Consider the following 24,483-nt stretch of genomic DNA (forward strand, 5'->3'; position numbering starts at 1 on the left):
TCGACCATCGCGCGAAATAAATTTCGCGCCTACATCACCGTGGGCGTCACGCTTGCTTGGCGCGTCTTATATGCAACGCCATTCCATCAACCTATGCCTGACCAACAAACAACACAATTCGGCTCAAAACTGACGGCTGAAAGCTGATGGCTCACTAAATTTCACGTCTACATCAAATGTCGGCTTAAAGCTGACAACTCCTAAAACAAAAAAGGCTCTGAGCGTTCACTCAGAGCCTTTTTAAAATCGATAATCAATTACCAGATTTTTACGCGATCTTCTGGTTTGATATACATCTTGTCACCTTCTTTCACATCAAATGCCTGATAGAATTCTGGCATGTTTGAAAGAATACCGATTACACGGTAGTGGCTTGGTGAATGAGGGTCTGTCATTAGGCGGTTACGTAACTCTTCGTCACGATATTTACGACGCCAAATTTGCGACCAACCCATGAAGAAACGCTGATCACCTGTGTAACCATCAATAATAGGCGCTTTTTCATCACCAAGTGATAACTGGTATGCCGTATAAGCAACTGTTAAGCCGCCTAAGTCACCAATGTTTTCACCTAATGTAAGCTGACCATTTACGCTTGCATCTTCAAATGGTTTGTACTCGTTATATTGAGCAACTAACTGACCTGTGCGCTCCTCAAACTGTTTAAGGTCTGATTCGCTCCACCAGTTACGTAAGTTACCGTCACCATCGTACTTCGCACCTTGGTCATCAAAGCCGTGACCTAATTCGTGGCCGATTACCGCACCGATTGCACCGTAGTTAACAGCGTCATCAGCTTCTAGGTTGAAGAATGGCGGTTGTAAGATAGCCGCTGGGAATACGATTTCGTTGTTCACAGGGTTGTAGTAAGCGTTTACTGTTTGTGGTGTCATGTGCCACTCAGAACGGTCAACTGGCTTACCTAGTTTTGCAGTCATATCTGCATATTCCCACTCGCTGTGGCGAATGTAGTTACCTACTAAGTCATCACCTTTAACTTCAAGTGCTGAGTAGTCTTTCCATTTATCTGGGTAACCAATTTTTGGTGTGAACTTATCAAGCTTTTCTTTAGCCGCGATTTTTGTTTCAGGGCTCATCCACTCAAGATTTTCAATCGCAACTGCATAACCTTTGATAACGTTATCAACTAACTCTTCCATGCGCGCTTTTGCTTCAGGCGGGAAGTTTTCTTTTACGTATACTTTACCTAAAATTTCACCTAGTACACCGTTTGATGCATCAACCGCTTTTTTCCAAAGTGGAGATTGTTCTGTTACACCGCGAAGTGTTGTGCTGTAAAAATTAAAGTTAAGGTCTACTAGCTCTTTATCTAATAGGCGAGCATAGTTGCTAACAAAATGGAACTTAAGGTAGTTCTGCCACGTTGCTAAGTCTGTATCGTTGTAGATACCAGCAAATTTTTCTAGGTAGCTAGGCTGGCGAATGATTACATCTTCAGTTTTGATACCTGATGCATCAAGGTAAGCTGCAAAGTCAAAGTCGCCAGTAAGTTTGTTAGCATCTGCAACGCTCATTTTGTTGTAAGATTTAGTCGCATCACGGCTCTCAACACGGCTCCACTGCGCATCAGCAATGCTTGTTTCAAGATCAATAATTGCTTTTGCCGCAGACTCTGCATCAGCTACACCGGCTTTGCTTAAGATAGCTGTTACGTATGCTTGGTAAGCTTCACGAATTTTTGTGAATTTTTCTTCATCTTTTAGGTAGTAGTCGCGATCTGGTAAACCTAAACCAGACTGATAAACATACATCGCGTTTTCGCTAGAATTTTTCGCGTCGTTATTTACGTACCAACCAAACGGTAAGCTACCGCCTTTAATGCGAAGTTCTGCCATTAAAGCAACTAGATCAGACTTGTTCTTAACTGCATCAACGCTTTCTAGCACTGGTGTTAATGGCTTGATGCCTGCCGCTTCACGGCCTGCTTCGTCCATGTAGCTGTTATAGAATGCAGCTAGTTTAGCTTCATCAGAGCCTGGCTTTACGTCTTTATTTGCCGCTGCTTTTTCTAGTACTTCTTTCATCGCTTTTTGCGAATCATCGTAAAGCTGAGTGAATGAGCCGTAGTTTGATTTATCACCTGGAATTTCTGTTTTCTCTAACCATTCGCCGTTTACGTGATAGTAAAAGTCATCTTGTGCGCGAACAGACTTGTCCATGTTCGCCAATTCAATGCCTGAATTTAAAGGAGCTTTTGCTTCAGTGACGGTCGCAGTTGCTGGTGCTTTAGTTTCTTGTTCTTTTTCACCACAACCAACAAGACCGAGCGCAAGTGCAATACTTGCCGCGGTAAGTGTTACTTTTTTCATGAGGTTCCCGTACCAATTTAATTTATAAAGTATTTATCGAAAAACGAGTAAACCATACCAACAGTTAGTTTTTCGCTGTTTCCATAATAAACCTCTCGAGCAAAACAACAAAACCGAATATGTAACAATTCTTATCAAAACAAGATAAGCCGCATTTTTGAGCGATGAGAGGGGGAGATTAAGTGGTTAGTGGTTGCATTGTAGGCGCGATTTTATATCGCGCAATGTTTCTATGACTCACAAAGAGGATAAGAGGCGCTGCGCTTAAGAGAATACAAAAAAGCATTATTATCACTTCCTCATTCTTTTCTCATTCACTGCTCTTTGTGCAATTTTTTCGCGCGAAATAAATTTCACGCCTACATCAATCGTAGGCGTCACGCTTGCTTGGCGGGTCTTACATTCAGCACCAAGTCTGCAAATTAATAAAGAACCCGCAAACAATGCTGTTCAGCTTCAAACTGACAGCTGAAAGCTGACGGCTGTTACTGCTCGTACTTCTGTTTTATCTTTTCGATGATCTCAACATTGGCGGCAGGGAAGCTGTAATCATCAAGCTCGTTGAGTGCGACCCATTTGCCTTGTTGGCCTTCTGCGCCATGGGCTGTGCCTGTGAAATCATCAACAATGTGCACATCTAAGCGTACGCACTTATCGCCGTAGTCATGTTCGATAACCATTAGCTCTTCACTGCCATTTACGGTTAGGTTTACTTCTTCTAATAGCTCGCGCTGTAGCGCAGTAAATACGCTTTCGCCCTGCTCTACTTTACCGCCTGGGAATTCCCATAAGCCACCTTGGTGTTTGTCGTCTGGGCGTTTACAAATAAATAATTGCTGATCTTTATAAATAACACCAACTGCAACATGCACTATTTTTTTAGTCATTTGTTGTTTCCTTAATCATAAAAAAAGCGACGCAAGCGTCGCTTTTTATCACCGTGTTTTGGTTATTTTAATTTACCGCAACACTGCTTATATTTATTACCTGAACCACAAGGACACGGCTCGTTACGGCCTACTTTAGGTTCTGCGCGTTGTGTAACTACAGCACCTTCTGGTGTTTCGCCACCGATGTGCTCAGCTTCTTCGTGTTGGTATTCACGTGGCGCATTTTCGCTACGACGATGTTGCTCTTCAACTTTTTCAACATCTTCTTCAGCGCGAACTTGTACTTTACTTAAAATACCCACAACGTCGACTTTTAAGTTCTCAAGCATTTCAGAGAATAGCTCAAACGACTCGCGCTTGTACTCTTGCTTAGGATTCTTCTGTGCGTAACCACGTAAGTGGATACCTTGACGAAGGTGGTCCATCGCAGCCAAATGATCTTTCCAATGTTGGTCTAAGCTTTGTAGCATAATCGCTTTTTCGAATTGACGTAGTACAGACTCGCCTACCATCTCTTCTTTTTGTTTGTATGCTTGCTCAACCGCTTCTTCGATACGCTCACGAAGTTTCTCTTCGTATAGTTTGCTATCATCAGCTAGCCATTGCGAAATTGGCAGCTCGATTAAGAAATCTTGTTTTAAGCGTTCTTCAAGACCTGGGATATCCCACATTTCAGCAAGGCTTTGCGGTGCAATATACTGGTCGATTGTACCGTTTAGCACATCGCCACGAATTGCAGTGATAGTTTCTGAAATATCGCCTTCTTCAAGTAGCTCATTACGTTGCGAGTAAACAACACGACGTTGGTCGTTCGCTACATCATCGTATTCAAGTAATTGCTTACGAACATCGAAGTTACGTGCCTCAACTTTACGTTGTGCGTTTTCGATTGCGCGGTTAACCCAAGGGTGCTCAATCGCTTCGCCGCGTTGCATACCTAGTTTACGCATCATGTTAGTCATGCGCTCACCAGCGAAGATACGCATTAGCGCGTCGTCCATTGATAAATAGAAACGGCTTGAACCGGCATCACCTTGACGACCAGAACGACCACGTAGCTGGTTATCGATACGACGAGATTCGTGACGCTCAGTACCAATGATATGTAGACCACCCGCTTCGATTACTGCATCGTGACGTTTTTGCCACTCATCTTTAATCGCTTTGATTTGTTCATCAGTTGGGTTTTCTAGCTTTTCAACTTCGCTGTTCCAGTTACCACCCAACACGATATCGGTACCACGACCGGCCATGTTAGTTGCAATAGTTACTGTGCCAGGTAAACCTGCATCAGCAACGATGTCTGCTTCTTGTGCGTGGAACTTAGCATTAAGTACGTTGTGCTTAATTTTTTCTTTACGTAAGAACTGCGATAAGTACTCAGAACTTTCGATAGAGATAGTACCCACAAGTACCGGTTGACCACGTTCTTGACAATCTTTGATATCAGCAAGGATTGCTTCGTACTTTTCTTCTTGTGTTAGGTACACAAGATCAGCACGATCGTCACGGATCATCGGTTTGTTTGTTGGCATTACTACTGTGTCTAGACCATAGATAGACTGGAACTCAAACGCTTCTGTGTCTGCTGTACCAGTCATACCCGCTAGCGTGTCGTATAAACGGAAGTAGTTTTGGAATGTGATTGATGCCAATGTTTGGTTTTCGTTTTGAATGCGAACACCTTCTTTTGCTTCAACAGCTTGGTGTAAACCTTCTGACCAACGACGACCTTCCATTGTACGGCCTGTGTGCTCATCAACAATGATAACTTCGTTTTCTTTAACAACGTAATCAACGTCTTTTTGATAAAGCTTGTGAGCACGAAGTGCCGCATACACATGGCTTAATAATGTGATGCTTGAAGCTGAGTAAAGTGAATCACCTTCTTGAATTAAGCCGCGCTCAATTAGTAGCTCTTCAACTTTAATTTGACCACGTTCTGTTAGGTGAACTTGCTTAGACTTTTCATCGATCGTGTAATCGCCATCGCCTTCAACGCCTTCTTCATCTTCTTTTTCTTGTAGCTCTAGGTCAGGCACAATTTTGTTGATTTCGATGTAAAGCTCAGAGCTATCTTCAGCTGGGCCTGAGATAATCAGCGGCGTACGCGCTTCATCGATTAGGATTGAATCCACCTCATCCACTACAGCGTAGTAAAGTGGGCGTTGTACACGCTCTTCAATGCTAAATGCCATGTTATCGCGCAGATAATCAAAGCCAAATTCATTATTAGTACCGTAAGTAATGTCAGCAGCGTAAGCGATTTTCTTCTGCTGTGGCATCATGCCAGGTACGTTACAGCCTACTGTTAGGCCTAAGAACTCAAATAATGGGCGGTTAGTTTCGGCGTCACGTTTTGCAAGGTAGTCGTTCACGGTAATTACGTGAACACCTTTACCTGTTAAACCACGAAGGTATGCAGGTAATGTTGCTGTTAGTGTTTTACCTTCACCGGTACGCATTTCTGCAATGCGACCTTGATGTAAAACCATACCACCTAGTAGCTGTACGTCGAAGTGACGCATGCCGTTTACACGCTTAGATGCTTCACGTACCACAGCAAATGCTTCTGGTAAGATATCATCTAGGCTTTGTCCGTTATCGTAACGCTCTCTAAATTCAGCTGTTTTTGCTTTTAAATCTTCATCAGAAAGCGCTTCTAATTGCTTTTCAAGCGCATTAATTAGAGCGACCGTCTTTCTTAGGTTTTTAATAGTGCGGTCATTGCGACTACCAAAAATCTTGGTAAATAAATTAGATATCATGATAAAACCGTTACAATATATTCTTTGTTAGCTAGTCATTAGCTAACCCACTTTCTTCAATTGATAATTAATATGCGCTTATGCTCATGATGTAGGGCATATTAATTAACAATTTATCAGTACGCTGTTCAAAACACCGCTTATTTCGTGCGCTATCATACCAGAGTCTGCGCAACATCAAACCTTCTGTTTATGAAGATATGGAATTTCGGCAAGAAAATTTAAAAATCAGCCATAATCTTTGATCTAACCCCATAAAAAGGGTGAAAACAAGATTACTGAATAGATATGGCGACAATAAGGATAAAATCAAGATTAGGGGAGAAAAAAGGCGATTAGAGGGACGAAATTCAACTTTGTAAATGTAGGTGGTCATTTATGGCGACAATACATTACATCGCCTTCACCAATGACGCGCTAAAGCACGACCTACAAGATAACACGCGAAATAAATTTCACGCCTACATCAAAGACATTTAATCGCACAAAGAGGATAAGAGACGCTGCGCTTAAAAGAAAACAAAAAAGCACATTATCGCTTTCTCATTCTTTTCTCATTCACTTCTCTTTGTGCAAATATTTTCGCGCGAAATAAATTTCACGCCTACACCATAGGCGTCACGCTTGCTTGGCGCGTCTGACATACTGCGCCATTTCACCAACCTATGTCTGACTTACAAACAACACAATTCGGCTTCAAACTGACGGCTGAAAGCTGAGGGCTTTACTTCTTTTTCCGCCCATGTTGTGCTAAACGCTCTAACTTGGCTTTTAAAGAAGGCGGGGCATCTGCGGCGATGGCGCTGAGGTAATCGGCTGTTTGTTCGCTCATTTGGCGCTTCGAAACAGGCTTTTGCTCTGGCTTATTTGTTGCTGATAAGCGCTGTGTTGCCTGTGGGTTTGCGGTAATTTTAATTTGCCCAAGCTCTACCATGCCAGCGGCACGAAAATGCGAAAGCATATCCATTTTTAAGTAATTTAAACGCAGTGCAATCGGTGCCGAAACTGCTTCTATCATCAAAGTACCATCACGGTAATTACTTACCCGACATTTTTTCGAAAGCGTTTCACCTAAGAAGTCATCAAGAATGGTTTGTTGAGAAGACAAACCTTGGGTTTTACCAGCATAAGATGCCAAGCGACCACTCAAGCCCGCCATAATATCGCCAACAGCTTTTGGCGCGTATCTATCTTTTGCCATTAATCGTCTACCTAAAAAGGTTAATCACCACAAAGAGAATATATCACCTACGTAAATATGAAGCTATTAGGTTCGGGGAACGAGATACAAGATGCGGTTTTGTACAAAGTGGTCATTTATGGCATCAAGCGATTACGTACCTCTCATCAATGATGCGCTAAAGCACGATCTACAAGAAAGCGCGCAAAATAAATTTCACGCCTACATCAAAGACATCTAATAGCACAAAGAGGGTAAGAGGCACTTCGCTGAAGAGGAAGAAAAAAATGATCCCGTGGTTCCCTCATTTTCTTCTCATTCACTTCTCTTTGTTAAAATATTTTCGGCACTGAAGTACCTCCTACAAAATGGGCCTTTGGATAAGACCCGAAAACAACACCGCTCGGCTTCAAACTTACAGCTCAACATTTAATAGCACAAAGAGGGTAAGAGACGCTTCGCTGAAGAGGAAGAAATAATGACCCTGTGGTTCCCTCATTTTCTTCTCATTCGCTTCTCTTTGTGAAATAGACCTTCAACGAAATAAACTTCACGCCTTCAAATATCTCAATCCTGCCCCCATTGCCCTAAGAGTTATTTACCTCTATGCTGAAATTAGCTTCAAAAAGGAGGATATTATGCATATAAAACACCACGGAGCGGTGAAAGGCGTAACTGGGTCTTGCCACCAGCTATTTATAGATGACACAAATTCTGTACTTGTTGATTGTGGGCTATTTCAAGGGGAAGACAGTAAACAAGATCTAGCAATTGATTTTGATATCTCAACAGTTAAAGCGCTGATTGTTACACATTGCCATATAGACCATGTTGGCCGCATACCCTACTTACTTGCCGCAGGTTTTAAAGGCCCAATTTATACCTCGATTGCCACCGCAAAACTCTTACCTATGGTGATTGAAGATGCCTTAAAAGTAGGTGTAACTCGCGATGAAGCGGTGATCCGCACCTGCTTAAAGTTACTAAAACAGCAAATTATCTCTCTCGATTATAATACATGGTACTGCATTCCCGTAGGAGTGGGCTTAAGCCCCGAAAAAGCAACCTCAAGCAATCAAAACTCTTTATATAAAATTCGCCTGCAACGTGCTGGGCACATTTTAGGCTCTGCCTATGTTGAAATTGAACTGGGTAAACGACCAAACACGCATAGAGTGGTATTTTCAGGTGATTTAGGTGCGCCTTACACACCATTGTTACCGACGCCAAAACCACCCTACCGTGCCGATACATTAGTTATTGAGTCTACCTATGGTGATAAAAACCATCAAGGCCGCAAAGAGCGCGTAGCCGTGCTTAAAAAAGTTATAGAACGTGCCGTAAGTGATAATGGCGTGGTACTCATACCGGCTTTTAGTATTGGCCGCACACAAGAGTTGCTGTATGAATTTGAACAGCTTATTCACTCTGCACGTAAGCGCTCTATGTGGCATAAGCTGCAAATTATTGTTGATTCACCAATGGCAGCCAATTTCACAAATGAGTATTTACACTTTAAAGCGCTGTGGGATAACGAAGCAAAAAAACGCGTAAAACAAGGCCGCCACCCGCTCGACTTTAAACAACTACACACTATTGATAGCCACCAAGAACACCTTGCATTAATAAACTTTTTAGCCTCGAAACAGCAGCCCGCAATAATCATAGCTGCCAGCGGAATGTGCAATGGCGGCAGAATAGTTAATTATCTAGAACGGTTTTTACCAGACAAAACAACCGATGTCATTTTTGTTGGCTACCAAGGTCAAGGAACCTTAGGCCGAGATATTCAAAAATATGGCTCTCGCGGCGGATACGTCTTTATCGATAATCAAAAAGTAATGATTAAAGCACAAGTTCATACCATTAGCGGTTATAGCGCCCACGCAGATCAAAAAGGGTTAATAAATTTCGTTACTGGCATACGCAAAAAGCCAAGTTTAATTAAAATAGTTCACGGAGACGAGCAAGCCAAACAAGCATTGGCTAATGAGCTTTGTACAAGATTAGCAACAGCAACAATTAAAATTCCGTAATGCACATAAAAAAAGCCGCATAAATGCGGCTTTCAGATTTAATCCCTATTTAGGAACTAACAAAAATGGTTACTAACCACCAGTGCCACCAGTAGAACCAGTACCACCTGAACCAGTTACTTCAGGGCAAGTGAATTCAAAGTTTTGAGTTAAATCATCACCATTCACATTGTCTAAAGTAATTGTGTTTGAACCTTCTAGAGGTAAACCACGGAAGTTAACAGTAACTTCGTAGTTTTCGCCTTCGCGTAGGTTAGTAAGCTGGAAGTTACCATCTGCATCTTTAAGCGCAGTACGTACAGCTTTACCATCACGCTTATAACGTACAGCAGAGTTAGTTACATCTACCGCTACGTCTGAGTCGTTAGCACATGAACCAGTAATAGTTAAAGTCTTATTAACTACAGTGTAAGGAGCAGCTAAAGTAAAGTCATTAACCGTACCACAAACTGGTACTTCGCCATCTGTTTCACCCCAGATAGCACCGTCTCTATCTAGCATTAGTACTGTAGCAGTTGCTTCAGAAGAGATACCGTAACGCTTTAAGAAACTAGCAGGAACAACACGAGAAGTGCTGCCTGAAGCTACACGTGCCCATAAAATGCCGTCAGAAGAGTATGCGATTAGTGAAAGGCCACCAGCAGGTACTGCATCACCATCAAAGTTAACAGTTAGACCATCAGTACATACAGGAACAGACTTATTAACAGAGAACCAAGTTAAGTGGTCTGTTTCAAAGCTAACTGTACCCGTACCTTTAGTTACTGGGAACGTTTCTGGCATCCAGATACCAGTTTCTTCATCTAAAGAGCTTACGCTTAATACTTCACCAGCATCTAGATCAGCAGGAGCAGCAAGTGTTACGTTTAATGTATCACCAGCGAATTTTTTAACGCTATTACCGTCAACGCTTAATGTAACGTTTGCTAAAGAAACAGGCACTGCAATGTTAGCACTGCTGTCATCGCTATTTAGGCCTTCAGGTAGAACTAAACCTTTCGCGTCAGATGAAGGGTCAGTACCCAATACATTTAATGCTACTTCAGCACCTGTAACAGGTTGACCATCAGCGTCTTGTAAAGTAATACCTGTTGGCAATGTAGCTGAAGCTAAAGATGAGCCTTCAGCAGATGCATCAGCTACAATTTCAGCTGTTGTAGTAGAGCCTGTAATGTCTGATGAAGTTGTAGTTGTAGATGCAAGACCTTCTTCGTCAGTAGGTGTTAGTAAAAATTGTGCAACTAATACGTCGTTATCGTCTTCGTTAGAAAGATCTAAGCTAAATGCTTTAGTAACAAAGCCTGGAGCTGAAACGATAGCTGTAACGCTGTCTGTTGAAGAACCACTTTTACGAGTAACAAGGAAGCTACCTTCATCGCCAACATCTAAAGTTTGAACTTGATTACCTTCAACATCAACGATGTTAGTTGAAAGAACGCCTGATTCTAAAAATTTGATTGTTGCATCACCGATAACGTCAAATTCGTCATCATCGTTTGATTGAACAACAGAACCACTTACAACAAATGTAAGTGCCGCTGGAGTTTCTGGTGCAACGACAACAACACCACCATCGCCACCATCACCACCGTCATCTGGTACTGGTTTATTGTTATCATCATCGCTAAAACAACCTGTTAAAGCGAAAGCCGATGCTACTGATAACGCTAGTAGCGATTTTTTGTTAGTAAACATAGGGAGTCCTTCTATTCCTTTATCAACATTTGTAAATGAATTTACTCATTTTATAAAATAGTAGCGCGAACTTCCAAAAAGTATAGTCAGCACCATAATTTTTTTACAAATTAAAAACGAGGCATTAAAGCTCTTAAATTATCTAAAACACCTCATCAATAATATAGCTAAATTACCTAATTGTACAATACTTAACCCAACATAAATTGTTACCGATAAGTTAAATATGCCTCTTTTAACCTTGCAAGATTTTGGTATACATAATCACTAGACATACGCCCCTGATTAAGGAACGTACGGTAGGTGCTTATTGCACTTCCTGGAATAAAGCCTTGACTGAACACTAAGCGGTTAGTGCTTTCACCAATCTCAGTACTCGCTGTATGCCTGTAAGATTCAGTGCCTTTAATTTGCCCAAATTTATAAGCTTTCATATCTTTTCGTGGTGAAAGTGGAATACTAAATGCCAAACCTGCTTTAGTCGTATTTGTATCTTCGTAATATACAGCTAAGTAACTGTCACCAAACCAAAAACGGCTTTCTAACTTATAGCCAGAATCTTCATACCAATAATTACCTGCTTGAGCATGTAAGGTAATGTCTTGTTCAACCCAGTTATATTGGTAGTTTAGTGCTTGGAATGTTTTGCTACCGCGATAATCTTCGTATTTATACGAACCCAACTGAGCACTAATTCTGTGACGCCCTTCATCACTCAACCAAGTTGTTTCGTTAGTGATACCTGTTAAATCGTAGCGCTCTTTTATAAAACCAACTTGCGTTTGGTTATAAAAACCGAATGGCAGCTTAAATGTTTGGTAGAACATAGCTCTATCAAATTCAGTTTCTTGACGATAACGCCTAAATGGACCTCGCTCATCATAGTCATCACTATTTTCAACATTAACTTGTCCACCTAAAATAACACCCGCACCTTTCCAAAGAGGCACATCGACATCTGCTCTAATTGCAATAGAGTAGTCAAATACACCTAACTCAGTAGCGTACGTATTACTAATAGCAGGGCTTAAAGTTAAACGCGGTTTAAAGTAAGGGCTCACCTGCGCTTTACCAGCCCATGTAACACCCTCAGGAATAACGGCTTTGTCTTGTTGAACATTTAAGTCAGGGCTAACGCCCTTTTCAATAAACAAACGATAATTGTCGATGTTGCCGCTAATTGCTAGTAACGGGATATCTGTTTTCGAAAGCTGAACGCTATAATGAGTATTTTCATTAACTATATTTTCGGCGATGCGACCAAGTACTACACCAATAGCGTCAATGTCGTTGCGGTTAAACACTGAGTTTTCAAAGTTAACAAATACGGTAGTTGAGTTGTAACCAACAACCACGTTTTCAAAACCATCATTAATGAGCGCATCTTTCAATGTAATTGCTTGTTTGCTTAAGCTAGAACTAACAACTTTTTGTGAATTTTGTGTTTGACTTTGCTCAGCACTAGTAACGATTAACGCATCAGGCTGTTCAGCTAGCTTGGGCGCTACTGACGTTTGAATAAAGCCTAAACCATAATCGTTTACTTTAGCCGCAGGTGTATTGCTTGTTGGGGCTACATAAGGTGCAGGCTTTACAGGCTCATAATTAGTTTTAGCTTCATCAGATAATGGTAGGGTAAAATTTACCCCCCAGTAGGTGTCTTTATCTTCAGAAAAGTCAGTACTGCTGTAAAAACGGCTAGTAAAGGTTATTTCACCAATATCATATAGCCACTTTTTAGGAATCGTTATACGTGCTGCTGCATTTACAGCTTCGGCATCATATTCGGTGAGTAAGCTAAACCACTCAAGCGGTTGCCACTCAATACCAGCAAATGCGCCATCCATTTCACCAGTAAGTCTATCACTTGAACCTAGGCCGGCACTAAAACGAAAATCCCATAATTCTTTTGAGGCCACTGCATAAAACGTTTTATAGTTGTTAGCGGCACCACCTATATCTTTAGCACCTATAGCTACACTAAACCAGTCTTTAGGTATATAAGGTAGCTGATATTTTGCGTTGAACGATAAATCTCGGGTTTGCCCACGACCTTCGCTATAAAACAAATTATCGTGTATTGAGTTAGAGGATATTTGCCCACTAACTTCAAGACCTTCAAATAACCCTGCAGAGAAAATAAAGTTATGGCCATCTAAATATCGCTGCCCTTTAAAATCTAATAAATTGTTATAGCCTATATCAACACTACCAGAGCTGAGCGCTTCTGCATTAGGAGTGTTTATCAACCCCGTATAACCAGAAAAAGACTGGTGGCTTTTTATTTCGTCAGCGGCTATTGGCAAGCTAAGTGCGGCGGCACAGCTTAAAAACAATAAATTTAATTTTGGCATTAGGAAATCCGAGTTAAAGTTATAAGTTCCTTCATTGTTTTAAATATAACATCAGAAAACAAAAACAAGAAGCTATCAGCCAAACTAAACCTTTAGGGTCAAAAATAAACTGCTATGTTAAAACTAAAAAGGGTAAGAATTTGCTTCTTACCCTTTTTTAAATATTTAGTTTTAAAGGTTATACCGCTTTTAAATGCCTTGTGTTTGGCGTAACCATTTCTGTTACAAAGTCTGTAAACTCTGCGCCAAGTTTTTCATCGCGCATGCTGTACTCTACAATTGCTTTTAAATAACCTAGCTTGTCGCCACAATCATGAGCACGACCGCTCATGTGAAATGCTTCAACAATTTCATGTTTCATTAGCTCATCGATTGCGTCAGTTAATTGAATTTCGCCACCTGCACCAGCAGGGGTATTAGCAAGCAGCGGCCAAATAGCTTTAGATAACACATAACGACCAACAACTGCTAAGTTAGAAGGAGCCTCTTCTGCTTTTGGCTTTTCGACCATCGTTTTAATAGGTGCACTTTCGCCCGCATTGATTTTAACGCCACCAATATCAGCAATACCATATTTATGAACACTTTCCTGTGGTACTGGCTCAAGCATAATTTGGCTTGCTTTAACCTCATTAAAGCGTTTTATCATTGCGGCAACGTTTTCGGTTTTTTGATCAGCAGTATAGCTATCTAAAATAACATCGGGCAGTACTACAACAAAGTCGTCATCACCTACAATTGGTTTAGCACACATTACCGCGTGACCTAATCCTTTAGCCTCGCCTTGACGAACATGCATAATGGTTACATCTTCAGGGCAGATAGAGCGAACTTCTTCTAGAAGAGTACGCTTTACGCGCTTTTCAAGCGTTGCTTCAAGCTCAAAGCTGGTATCAAAGTGATTTTCTATAGCATTTTTAGAGCTATGGGTAACCAATACAACTTCTTTAATTCCGGCCGCTACACACTCATTGACAATGTATTGAATAAGCGGTTTGTCAACTAAAGGCAGCATTTCTTTAGGAATTGCTTTAGTCATAGGTAACATGCGAGTACCAAGGCCCGCAACAGGAATAACAGCTTTCATAATTAGTCCCTTATTTAATAATTTAATCTACAATAACACCAAACTAACAGTACCAAAGTAGATACAAGCTGAATGGTTTTCAATTTAACTTTTCGTTAAAAACGAATATTTAGAAGAAGCAAAGAGACGCTGCGCTTTAGAGTGAAACAAAGTATTTTTGGTTTACTCTTTTACGTCTCATTCATTTCTCTTTGTGCAAATATTTTCGCGCGAAATAAATTTCACGCCTACATCACCTTAGGCACCGCGATTGCTAGATGCGTTCCCAATGCCACACAATGTGAAGCAATTATTTATTATAAAAACCTTTATACCAGCTGATTAACTCAGCCACGCCTTGCTCTACCCCAACCGCTGGTTTATACCCGGTTGCTGCAAATAAGTCTTGTGTATCGGCATAGGTTTTATAAACATCACCTGCTTGCATTTCACGAAAGTTCTTTTTCGCTTCAATATCTAATTCAGACTCAATGGCCTCAATAAATTTCATTAAATTAATAGGGCTGCCATGACCAATATTATAAACCTTAAATGGCGCAGAACTTGATGCAGGCGAGCCTGTTTCTACTTTCCAATTGTCATCCCGTTCTGGCACTACATCGGCTGCACGAACAACACCCTCGACAATATCGTCAATGTAGGTAAAGTCACGCCACATATCGCCATTGTTATTTATATCGATGGTATCGCCATCAAGCATTTTTTTAGTAAAAATAAATGGCGCCATATCAGGGCGACCCCACGGGCCATAGACTGTAAAAAAGCGTAAGCCTGTAGTCGGCAAGTTATACAAGTGCGAGTAACTGTGCGCCATAAGTTCATTGGCTTTTTTTGTAGCAGCATAAAACGAAACAGGGTGATCAACGCTATCGGTAGTTTCAAATGGTGTTTTTTCGTTCAAGCCATAAACTGAGCTAGACGAAGCATAAACTAAATGCGCAACTTTATTATGCCTACATCCTTCTAAAACATTTAAATGCCCCACTAAGTTTGAGTCAGCGTAGGCATCTGGGTTTTCAATTGAATAACGCACACCGGCTTGAGCTGCTAAATGAATTACACGGTCAAATTGCTCGCGGGCAAACAACTCTGCCATTGCAGCTCTATCTGCAATATCTAACTTGATAAAAGTAAAACGCTCGTGCTGTTCAAACTGAGCCAGACGCGCATGCTTTAAATTTACATCGTAATAATCATTTAAATTATCAACACCAACAACAACATGTCCTTGCGCTAGTAACTTTTGACTTGTAGCTGCACCAATAAAACCTGCAGCGCCAGTAACTAAATATTTCATTATATTCCTATCTTATTGAGCCCGTAGGCTGCCAATTCATTTGACTTAATGAGAGTTAAGAGCAGCTTCATAGAGAAACCAAATGTTCACAAAGAGATAATGAGGCGCTTCGCTTTAGAGAAAACAAAAAGCATTTATATCACTTCCTCATTCTTTCCTCTTTGTGAAAACATTTTTGCGCGAAATATATTTCATGCCTACGCTGCCATCAACGACCTCTGCAGCGAATGTGCAGATTCGGCCCAAAGCTATTTCGGCTTAATCACTACCAAATAAATCACGTGTATAAACTTTTTCTGCAACATCTTCTAACTCTTCAGCCATGCGGTTAGAAATAATTACATCAGCAGTTTGTTTAAGCTCGTCTAGCGATTTAATAACACGAGAATTAAAGAATGAACCTTCTTGTAAACTTGGCTCATAAATAACAACTTCAATGCCTTTTGCTTTTATGCGCTTCATTACACCTTGAATAGCAGAAGCTCTAAAGTTATCTGAACCTGACTTCATTACTAAGCGATAAATACCAACCACTTTAGGGCTTCGGGCAATAATAGAATTAGCAATAAAGTCTTTACGAGTAGTATTAGCATCAACAATTGCACGGATCATATTGTTAGGTACATCTTGGTAGTTCGCTAATAACTGTTTAGTATCTTTAGGTAAGCAGTAACCACCATAACCGAATGAAGGGTTATTATAATGCTTGCCAATACGCGGGTCTAAACCAACACCTTGAATGATCTGCTTTGCATCAAGGCCATGGCTTTCAGCGTAGCTGTCTAGCTCGTTAAAATAAGCAACGCGCATTGCGAGGTAAGTGTTAGAAAAAAGCTTAATTGCTTCTGCTTCGGTAGAGTCTGTAAACAGCACCTCAATATTTTGCTTTACTGCACCTTGCGCCAAGAGCTCAGCAAAAACTTGCGCGCGTTCACTTTGCTCACCCACAATAATACGTGACGGGTGCAAATTATCGTAAAGCGCTTTACCTTCACGCAAGAACTCTGGCGAGAAAATAACATTATCTGTATTAAACTTCTCTTTAATCGATTTTGTATAGCCAACGGGTACCGTAGACTTAATAACCATAGTTGCACTAGGGTTAACCGCTAATACATCGGCAATTACAGACTCAACAGAGCGCGTATTAAAATAATTGGTTTCTGGGTCGTAATCTGTAGGGGTAGCAATTACAACAAATTCGGCATCTTTAAGTGCCAATGTTTTATCTGTTGTAGCAGTAAAATTAAGTGATTTGTTTTGTAAAAAATCACTAATTTCAACATCTACAATAGGAGACTGCTTATCTTTTAATAAGGCAACTTTTTCTTCGTCAATATCAAGTGCAACTACTTGATTATGCTGCGCTAATAACATTGCGTTCGACAAGCCAACATAACCTGTACCCACTACTGCAACTTTCATTACATTTTCATCCTTTTTCTAAACCTGAACTTTAATTACTTAACTACTAAGTTTCCGTAAGATAAGAGATATTCTGTTAGCTTTTTAAATTTACAACCTTAGCTTGTTCAGTAAAGTCATCATCAAACTGGTTTGTAGCTTTTTGCTTAACATTCCAAACTAAGTCACAAATACCATCGGTTGGGTTAAAGCCAGTAGGTGCATCTAACAGGAGTTGCCTTATAGTTTCGTGTTCAAAGTTATGACAAGCAATATCAAGCGCTTCTAAAAATACATTTAGCTCGGCTAAGGGTAACATTACCTCATTGGCTGTCATGATACGCTCATGCGATGTTTCACCTACATTATCGCCGATTAGCAATTCTTCGTATAGTTTTTCTCCAGGCCTTAAACCTGTACATACTATTTCAATATCGCCATGGGGGTTGTTTTTATCTTTTACTTCAAAGCCAGATAAGCGAATCATTTTACTTGCAAGGTCTTTTATTTTAACCGACTCCCCCATATCAAGCACGAATACATCGCCTCCTTTGCCCATAGACCCTGCCTGTATAACAAGTTGGGCGGCCTCAGGTATGGTCATAAAGAAGCGGGTAATATCTTGATGAGTTAATGTTATTGGGCCACCTTCACGTATTTGTCTACGAAATAGTGGCACAACAGAACCACTCGAGCCTAATACATTACCAAAGCGAACCATGCAAAAACGCGTGTTATGTTTTGCTCCTTTGTTCTGTGCTAAGCCCTGTAAACATAGCTCTGCCATGCGTTTGGTCGCGCCCATAACATTTGTTGGGCGTACAGCTTTATCGGTTGATATAAGTACAAAGGTTTCAACTTTAGCGTTTACAGCAGCTTTTGCTGTATAGTAAGTACCAAACACGTTGTTACGTACCCCTTCAACAACGTTATGCTCAACAAGGGGAACATGTTTATATGCAGCTGCGTGGTAAACTGTTTGTACGCCAAACGCCATCATCACCGTTTCTACGCGGTTAATACGCTGAACAGACCCCATAATAGGTATTAACTCAACTTGCAGCTGGTTCGATTGAATATATTCGCAAAGCTCTTTTTCGATTGAATACAAGCCAAATTCATTAACTTCAAATAGAACAAGTTTAGACGGCTTTTGCTTTACAATCTGCCTACAAAGCTCAGAGCCAATTGAGCCACCTGCACCTGTTACCATAACCACTTTATCTTTAATATTTGCGGCCATTAGGTCAGGCTTTGGCGCAACAGGATCACGCCCTAACAAATCTTCGATTTCAACATCTCTAAACTCAGAAAGTTTAGCTTTACCTTCAACAACATCAGCCATACCTGGTATAGAAAGCACCTTAACAGAAAGCGGCTCAAGCTGTGCAAGTATCTGTTTTCGGCGAGCTCTGCTTTCGCTTGGTAAGGCAAGTAATACCTTTTTAGCTTTACCCTTATTGACTAATTCATAAATTTCTTTAAAAGCCAATACAGGAATACCTTGAATAATAGAGCCTTGCTTTGTTTCGTCATCATCGATAAATGCGCGAACATAATATTCAGGCCCTGTACCTAGCGCTGTGGCAAGCTGTCGGCCTGCTGAGCCCGCACCATAAATAATCACTGACTCTTTATTTGCAGTAGTTAACTTACCTATCATAGCTCGTACAACAATTCTCGAACCACCAACAGTTAATAAACATAGCCAAGCAAAAATAAACGGCATAGTCCGCGGTATTTCAATACCAATAAAAAAAGCAAACATAACGAGTGCTATGGTGGTTATTAATGTACCTAATACTATTGCCCATAGAGCTTGAGCATTCATGTAACGAAGTACAGCTCTGTAAAGACCGAGGTTGATAAAGGCAAATAAACTTGTGGGCACAAGTAAGGTAAGCAACATCCAGTTATCAAGCTTACTTAGAGGAGCAAAACTATCTAACCTAACGATTAATGCAAGCCAAAAAGCTGAAACAATAAATAATGAATCAATAAAAAGCGTTATACCACGCTTAGTTGCACGAGATGAATTTAAGATAGAGCGAATAAAATTATCCACAACAAGTTCCCTGTCTTGTTTTTGTCAATAAGATACCAACCTAAGCTTACAGCCAGCTTAACGATTGTTAAATTTTTATGAATTATAGCTTATAACAGAAAATCTAGCCACAATTCTAATACATTATCATTACCATTTGATTTTTAAATAAAAAACAAATAAAGAAGCTTCCTTTCTGGCTATAAACTGTTTATTTAACTCTGTCGCCACTACCACTACCTGTTATAGTCATTAAAATAAACTTAAAATAGTTAACTAGGTTTAGGTTATCAATCATCTCACGATCAGTTTTTGCAAGTAACTCTGGGGTAGACATATCAATTTCGTTAACTTGTGCAAGCCCTGTGATACCTGGGCGTACAGAGTAAACATTTTTATCATCGCGAGCTGCTGTAAGCTCTTGTTGGTTAAATAAGCCCGGTCGGGGGCCTACCAAGCTCATTTCACCTTTAAGCACATTCCACAATTGCGGTAATTCATCTAGTTTCGTTTTACGTAAAAAACCACCAAAAGGTGTAATTGAAGCTGTGCTTGCCAAATGGCTCGCAACAGAAGCTGTATCAACCTTCATTGTTCTAAATTTAACAAGAATAAACGGTTTTTTGTTACGCCCTACTCGCTCTTGAGTAAAAATCGGTGAGCCAGTATCGAATAAACCAATAATGTATAGAACAACCAAAAATGGTAAAGCAAATAGCAAACCAAATAAGGCAAATAAAAAGTCAAGTAATCGAATCATTATGCATTCCAAATATCAATTTTTAGCAGCAAGCTTAAAGCCATCTTCAACAGAGTAGGGCGGTGTCCAATTAAGTGTATTTTTTGTATGTGTAATATCTAATTGAAGTGAGCCTGTTAGCCTATCTATTACGGCTTGTTTGCCTAATAATTTACCAGCTAGCTTAAAGCACCACAAAGGCACGGGTATACCTAAATTAGGCTTACCTTGTACCTTTGCCATCAGCGCAACCATTTCAGCAGTAGATAAGTCTTGATCATCACTTGCTAAAAATACTTTATTAGCTGCTTTTGGATGGTCAATACACTCTTTAATTAAATCAACTAAATTATAGACTGATACCAAGCTACGTTTATTTTTAGTGATTAACCTAAATGGTAGCGGTAAACCTTTACCAACCAACTTCATTAAAGATGCAAAGTTCGCTTTCACACCTTCACCGTAAACTAGCGGGGGGCGAATTATAACTATCTCCATACCTGTTTGCTCACCTAACTCTAACAATTGCTGTTCAGCTTCAGCTTTTGATATACCGTAAGGATCTTCAGGTGCTGGCTCATCAGCACCTGAAAAAGGCTGTTTACCTGTTGTGCTCTCACCATTTACTTTAATAGAGCTCACAAAAATAAAACGCTTTACACCTGCTTGCGCTGCTTGTTCAGCTAATTTTAGTGTACCATCGGTATTAATAGCTCTAAACTCTGAAAGTGGGTCAACTGCATTATCGTTCATTACATGAACTCGTGCAGCACTGTGTATAAGTACATCGACCGGCCTTAAGCTACCTTTCAGATCAAGATTTTGCGTATCAGATAAATCAAAAAAATTAAAATGGGGATAACTCGGTGGTGCTTTACGACCTAAAAGTAAAACATCATCGGGGTCGAGGGCTTTCAACAATTTACTTCCAACAAACCCTGAATATCCCGTTAAAGCAATCATTCTGAAACCTTAGCTTTACTTAATTGCGTTAAATATATTTCACGATGCTGCTCAAAAACACTATGATTTGAAAACTTATCTTCAACTAATTTACGACCATTTTGTCCGAGTTCAGACTTTAAGTCTTTATTAGTTATAAGCTGTTTAAGAGCTTTTATTATTGACTCTACAGAATCAGGTTCAACGAGTAATCCACTGTAATTATCTACGCATATATCTTTACAACCACCAAGCGGCGTAGTAATGATTGGGCGACCGACAGCACACGCTTCAATTAAAATTCTTGGTACGCCTTCACCATAGGTTGTAGGAAGACAGACCACATCAGAGTTTGCAATCAAATCTTTTATATCACTTCTTTTACCAAGCCAATCAACAAAATCGAAAGAAGCCATTTCTTCAATTTCATCTTGCGTATATGCAAAGGGCGAATCAAAATCAAAAATACCTGCAATTTTTAATCTTACATTAAACCCTTGGTTATTTAATTTTTTTACTGAATCAAATAATAATGAGAGACCTTTATTTTTTAATAGTCTGCTAGCAAATAGTAGATTTAGAGAATTAGCATTGCCATTTTTTATATTTGAAAAAGAAAATGAATCCAAATTAATCCCTGCACCAAAAACTCTTATTAAGCGACTTTTAGGTATTACTTTCATATCTTCAAAAAGTTGAAGGTCTTCTTCATTCTCAAAAAGAGCCACATTGCTTTGTTTTTTTGAGAATACCTTGATTAAACTAAAAATGACTTTTCTTGATATCACATACTTAAGATCTTTAGAAACACCAAGCGTACCAAGACCAGGATATGTTGAAACAAGAGGTATATTATTTAAACGACATAAAATTGTAGAATAAAGATTAGGCTTAATTGTAACCGAGTGTATTATATCAGGGTTAACAGTTTTAATTAGCTTATTCAGTCGATTCAAAATCTTGATTTCATTAATTATTGACATACTGGTTCTTTCAATAGGTAAGACAGTAATATAAAGCCCTAGCGTTTCAAGCTTTTTAATGATTTCAGGTTCATTAACGGGCATTACCACATGAATTTCATAACCAATACCTTTAAAAAAGATTGCTCTTTCAAGCCAGTGCAAATCAAAATACCAATCAGCATTTATTATGTATAACAAGCTTTTCAAATTTTTATAACTCCTGATTAAATGAAGCAGCCTAAATTAAATAAAATTTTAACTAATAATAAAGTGGCTATAAAAGTCTGCACGCTTTTGTTTTAGGGTTGCTCCAAGGTACTTTTCAGCGGTAGCTAAACTATGCTCAGAACTAGTTTCATGCAGACTTTTATCGTTTAACAAACGAATTAAATCGGCTCTTAACTTTAAATAATCACCTGAACTATGTATAAAACTGCTCAGAGTAAGCTCAGCTAAACCACCAGCATCAGAAGTAATTACAGGGCAACCTCGGCTCATAGCCTCTATGGTCGCTCTGGGTAGGCCTTCTTGAAAAGATGGTTGAATATAAATATCAATACCATCAAGCCACTCGAAGACATCTTGTTTATTAGATTTAAAGCCATCATAGTAAAAATTAACATTTTTTTTCTTAGCTAACTCTTTAAACCTACTAGACTCACCAGTACCTAGAATATGAAGATTAACACCGTCGATACCCGAAAGAGCTTTAATCGCTATATCAATTCCTTTGGAATCATTTAGCATAGTACCGATTAAACCTATCTTGATTTCACTAGAGTTAGAGCTAAGCAAAAACCTTTCATAACGCGTATGTAAAAAGCTATTATCAACAACCGAATTTATTTCAACATTAGAAGCGTTAGAAATATAGCCATTACAAGGATATCTAGCCTGTAACGCTTTTTCAGTCACATACAAAGCACCATCACATTGTTTGACCCAATACTTCATCCGTTTTTTTATTATAGGGGCATATAGTTTCGCAGCCTTACCACCGTGATAGCTCAAACCATCAAAAGGGCATGCAACAACCTCACAAATAACTTTTTTATTTTGCTTTTTTGCCTCTTTAATTGCTTTGAAGCCAATTTCACTTGGCAGTCTGGCCACTACAATATCAGATGCTAAAACGGCTTTTTTAACTTCAGCACAATTCGCGTTAAGCAGTAAAGAGGATAAATTTGACAAATCTTCCGAAAAAATGAAAGACACATTCTCTCTCTCCGCGATAGGTCCTAGCTTAACATTCTCAGAAAACCTTCCACAGACAATGACTTCTGAAGCTCCGGCATCAAAAAACCTATCCCATACTTGTGAAGCTAACGTTCCACTAGTATGAACTGTACTGCCATGCTTTGTAAAAATATGATCATGAAAAAAACCTATTTTCATTTTAACATTACCCTTTTAAGATCTTCGGAAACTGATTCCCTATCATTTTCAATAGATTTAAAAGCAATTTCTAGTTTTGCTTTATACTCCGAAGTATTTTTAATAAGTTTTGTGAAAATCGCTTGTAGATCAGGGGCCGTTATTTCATTTATGTCGATCACATATTCGTCAAGGTTAATTTCTTTCATAATCCCATGCGTTTTGTTTCCTCCATAAGCTATAGCTGCGGCTGGCACACCTTGAACCTGAGAAAATATTACAGAATGGAATCTCGTACCCAACAAAAGATCAAACTTACTATATACAGTCATTATTTCTTTGTAATTAATATCAATATCAATAACAGTATATTCAACATCAGATTCAAGTTTAGAAATTACATCATTAATAGCTATCATATCAGTTTCGTGAGCACTGGGGCCTTGAACCTGCACGATGAAATGATATGCACTGTTTTCTTTATTTTTATTACAAAAAGTTGCAATCGAATTTATGTAGTTTTCATACCTTTCTGTAGGGTTTTCTGCCGAAGGAAAACGATATGGCCTTACAGTTATACCTATGTTTGTCTTTTCTTTACTTAGCTTATTTATGCAATCATTCACAAGCTCTTTATTTAAAGCAGTAGGTAAACTTTCTTCAGCATAATAGCCTAAGTCAAATGCATACTTCGCATTGTTGATGCCTATTTTATGACAAAAATCTAATGAAACACGTTCACGTACATACAATAAGTCACACTTATTTAATACCCACCTAGTAAATAATCTATTACTAAACCCGGTAATTGGACCTATTGAATTTGGTAAGACTATTAACTTTTTATTTAATCTCTTACCAAGTAATAGGTAATAAAGCCCAAACCACAAATAATAAAGATCTTCAACTTTACCATATGTGTGTAAGAAACCTCCGCCTTTCACAACGATCGAATCAGAATTTTTAATAACCCTAAATGTTTTTTGATGCTCTTTATTTGGAAAAAGTAATTTAAACAGTAACTCAAAAGGCAGACACAAGACTAAAAAGTGCCTTATAAAATCAACAACAGCCAACAGGCCAGCAAGAATAATACCAAATTTTGAGCTATGGACAGTTGACTCAGATATAATCCGTTTAGGGTTTTCTACTATATTTCTAAAAACTTTAAAACCCGCAGACTTTGTCTGCCTTGACTGCCTTTCTCTATCTTCGTCTGTATTTCCATAATCTACTATCGAGATATCGACCTTTTCATTAATTGCATGTTTTAGCAAATATGCAGCTTCCCATACTAAGGCTTGATCACCTCTATTTAAGTCTGTACAAGCTGGTACAATTACAACTTTGTTTGTCATCATGACATCCTAATGTTTTA

The 24,483-nt window shown here is 39.4% G+C and carries 16 protein-coding genes; 1 reads left to right on the forward strand and 15 read right to left on the reverse strand.

Translation table 11 applies throughout. The annotated features are described in order from the left end of the window. Nucleotides 1–257: 257 nt before the first annotated feature. The 4 genes from CWC02_RS18330 to CWC02_RS18345 form a co-directional block, all read right to left on the reverse strand. The gene (locus CWC02_RS18330; protein ID WP_138619693.1) at nt 258–2,330 is read right to left on the reverse strand and encodes a M13 family metallopeptidase; all 2,073 of its coding nucleotides are present in this window, start codon (nt 2,328–2,330) and stop codon (nt 258–260) included. Between the two features lie 485 nt (nt 2,331–2,815). Next, on the reverse strand, nt 2,816–3,217 hold the full coding sequence (gene mutT / locus CWC02_RS18335; RefSeq protein WP_138619694.1) for an 8-oxo-dGTP diphosphatase MutT: 402 nt from the start codon (nt 3,215–3,217) through the stop codon (nt 2,816–2,818). A 62-nt stretch (nt 3,218–3,279) separates the two neighbouring features. Next, a complete protein-coding gene (secA, locus tag CWC02_RS18340; RefSeq protein WP_138619695.1) occupies nt 3,280–5,988 on the reverse strand; it encodes a preprotein translocase subunit SecA in 2,709 nt (902 codons plus the stop codon). Nucleotides 5,989–6,712: 724 nt separating this feature from the next. After that, nucleotides 6,713–7,189: a DUF721 domain-containing protein gene (locus CWC02_RS18345; protein ID WP_054552875.1), complete on the reverse strand. Its 477-nt coding sequence runs from the start codon at nt 7,187–7,189 to the stop codon at nt 6,713–6,715. A 617-nt stretch (nt 7,190–7,806) separates the two neighbouring features. Between CWC02_RS18345 and CWC02_RS18350 the strand changes: the two genes are divergently transcribed. Beyond that, entirely contained in the window at nt 7,807–9,204 is a 1,398-nt protein-coding gene (locus CWC02_RS18350; RefSeq protein WP_138619696.1) for an MBL fold metallo-hydrolase RNA specificity domain-containing protein, read from the forward strand. 72 nt (nt 9,205–9,276) lie between these two features. Here the strand turns inward: CWC02_RS18350 and CWC02_RS18355 are convergent, their stop codons facing one another. From CWC02_RS18355 to CWC02_RS18405, 11 genes are all read right to left on the reverse strand, one after another. Further along, nucleotides 9,277–10,899 (reverse strand): hypothetical protein, encoded by a 1,623-nt coding sequence (locus tag CWC02_RS18355; protein WP_138619697.1) that lies wholly within the window; start codon nt 10,897–10,899, stop codon nt 9,277–9,279. 209 nt (nt 10,900–11,108) lie between these two features. Further along, complete coding sequence (locus CWC02_RS18360; RefSeq protein ID WP_138619698.1) at nt 11,109–13,253, reverse strand: YjbH domain-containing protein; 2,145 nt, start codon at nt 13,251–13,253, stop codon at nt 11,109–11,111. Between the two features lie 178 nt (nt 13,254–13,431). Then, nucleotides 13,432–14,340 (reverse strand): UTP--glucose-1-phosphate uridylyltransferase GalU, encoded by a 909-nt coding sequence (gene galU / locus CWC02_RS18365; protein WP_138619699.1) that lies wholly within the window; start codon nt 14,338–14,340, stop codon nt 13,432–13,434. Between the two features lie 289 nt (nt 14,341–14,629). Further along, entirely contained in the window at nt 14,630–15,637 is a 1,008-nt protein-coding gene (locus CWC02_RS18370; protein ID WP_138619700.1) for an NAD-dependent epimerase, read from the reverse strand. A 258-nt stretch (nt 15,638–15,895) separates the two neighbouring features. After that, entirely contained in the window at nt 15,896–17,062 is a 1,167-nt protein-coding gene (locus tag CWC02_RS18375; RefSeq protein WP_138619701.1) for a nucleotide sugar dehydrogenase, read from the reverse strand. A 76-nt stretch (nt 17,063–17,138) separates the two neighbouring features. After that, nucleotides 17,139–19,106, reverse strand: a complete 1,968-nt coding sequence (locus tag CWC02_RS18380; RefSeq protein WP_138619702.1) for a polysaccharide biosynthesis protein — start codon at nt 19,104–19,106, stop codon at nt 17,139–17,141. A gap of 190 nt (nt 19,107–19,296) precedes the next feature. Next, nucleotides 19,297–19,845 (reverse strand): sugar transferase, encoded by a 549-nt coding sequence (locus tag CWC02_RS18385; RefSeq protein ID WP_138619703.1) that lies wholly within the window; start codon nt 19,843–19,845, stop codon nt 19,297–19,299. A 15-nt stretch (nt 19,846–19,860) separates the two neighbouring features. After that, nucleotides 19,861–20,787: a UDP-glucose 4-epimerase family protein gene (locus CWC02_RS18390; protein ID WP_138619704.1), complete on the reverse strand. Its 927-nt coding sequence runs from the start codon at nt 20,785–20,787 to the stop codon at nt 19,861–19,863. After that, on the reverse strand, nt 20,784–21,938 hold the full coding sequence (locus CWC02_RS18395; RefSeq protein WP_138619705.1) for a glycosyltransferase family 4 protein: 1,155 nt from the start codon (nt 21,936–21,938) through the stop codon (nt 20,784–20,786). Before CWC02_RS18395 ends, CWC02_RS18390 begins: the two co-directional genes overlap by 4 nt. Nucleotides 21,939–21,986: 48 nt before the next feature. Further along, complete coding sequence (locus CWC02_RS18400; RefSeq protein WP_138619706.1) at nt 21,987–23,126, reverse strand: glycosyltransferase family 4 protein; 1,140 nt, start codon at nt 23,124–23,126, stop codon at nt 21,987–21,989. Then, on the reverse strand, nt 23,123–24,466 hold the full coding sequence (locus CWC02_RS18405; RefSeq protein ID WP_138619707.1) for a polysaccharide pyruvyl transferase family protein: 1,344 nt from the start codon (nt 24,464–24,466) through the stop codon (nt 23,123–23,125). Before CWC02_RS18405 ends, CWC02_RS18400 begins: the two co-directional genes overlap by 4 nt. Nucleotides 24,467–24,483: the final 17 nt, after the last annotated feature.

Source organism: Pseudoalteromonas sp. S2721 (assembly GCF_005887425.1).
Lineage (GTDB): Bacteria > Pseudomonadota > Gammaproteobacteria > Enterobacterales > Alteromonadaceae > Pseudoalteromonas > Pseudoalteromonas simplex.

Bases quoted from the DNA above. Each gene is read 5' to 3' on its own strand.
- CWC02_RS18330 (WP_138619693.1), bottom strand. From the start codon at position 2,330: ATGAAAAAAGTAACACTTACCGCGGCAAGTATTGCACTTGCGCTCGGT.
- mutT (WP_138619694.1), bottom strand. From the start codon at position 3,217: ATGACTAAAAAAATAGTGCATGTTGCAGTTGGTGTTATTTATAAAGAT.
- secA (WP_138619695.1), bottom strand. From the start codon at position 5,988: ATGATATCTAATTTATTTACCAAGATTTTTGGTAGTCGCAATGACCGC.
- CWC02_RS18345 (WP_054552875.1), bottom strand. From the start codon at position 7,189: ATGGCAAAAGATAGATACGCGCCAAAAGCTGTTGGCGATATTATGGCG.
- CWC02_RS18350 (WP_138619696.1), top strand. From the start codon at position 7,807: ATGCATATAAAACACCACGGAGCGGTGAAAGGCGTAACTGGGTCTTGC.
- CWC02_RS18355 (WP_138619697.1), bottom strand. From the start codon at position 10,899: ATGTTTACTAACAAAAAATCGCTACTAGCGTTATCAGTAGCATCGGCT.
- CWC02_RS18360 (WP_138619698.1), bottom strand. From the start codon at position 13,253: ATGCCAAAATTAAATTTATTGTTTTTAAGCTGTGCCGCCGCACTTAGC.
- galU (WP_138619699.1), bottom strand. From the start codon at position 14,340: ATGAAAGCTGTTATTCCTGTTGCGGGCCTTGGTACTCGCATGTTACCT.
- CWC02_RS18370 (WP_138619700.1), bottom strand. From the start codon at position 15,637: ATGAAATATTTAGTTACTGGCGCTGCAGGTTTTATTGGTGCAGCTACA.
- CWC02_RS18375 (WP_138619701.1), bottom strand. From the start codon at position 17,062: ATGAAAGTTGCAGTAGTGGGTACAGGTTATGTTGGCTTGTCGAACGCA.
- CWC02_RS18385 (WP_138619703.1), bottom strand. From the start codon at position 19,845: ATGATTCGATTACTTGACTTTTTATTTGCCTTATTTGGTTTGCTATTT.
- CWC02_RS18390 (WP_138619704.1), bottom strand. From the start codon at position 20,787: ATGATTGCTTTAACGGGATATTCAGGGTTTGTTGGAAGTAAATTGTTG.
- CWC02_RS18400 (WP_138619706.1), bottom strand. From the start codon at position 23,126: ATGAAAATAGGTTTTTTTCATGATCATATTTTTACAAAGCATGGCAGT.
- CWC02_RS18405 (WP_138619707.1), bottom strand. From the start codon at position 24,466: ATGATGACAAACAAAGTTGTAATTGTACCAGCTTGTACAGACTTAAAT.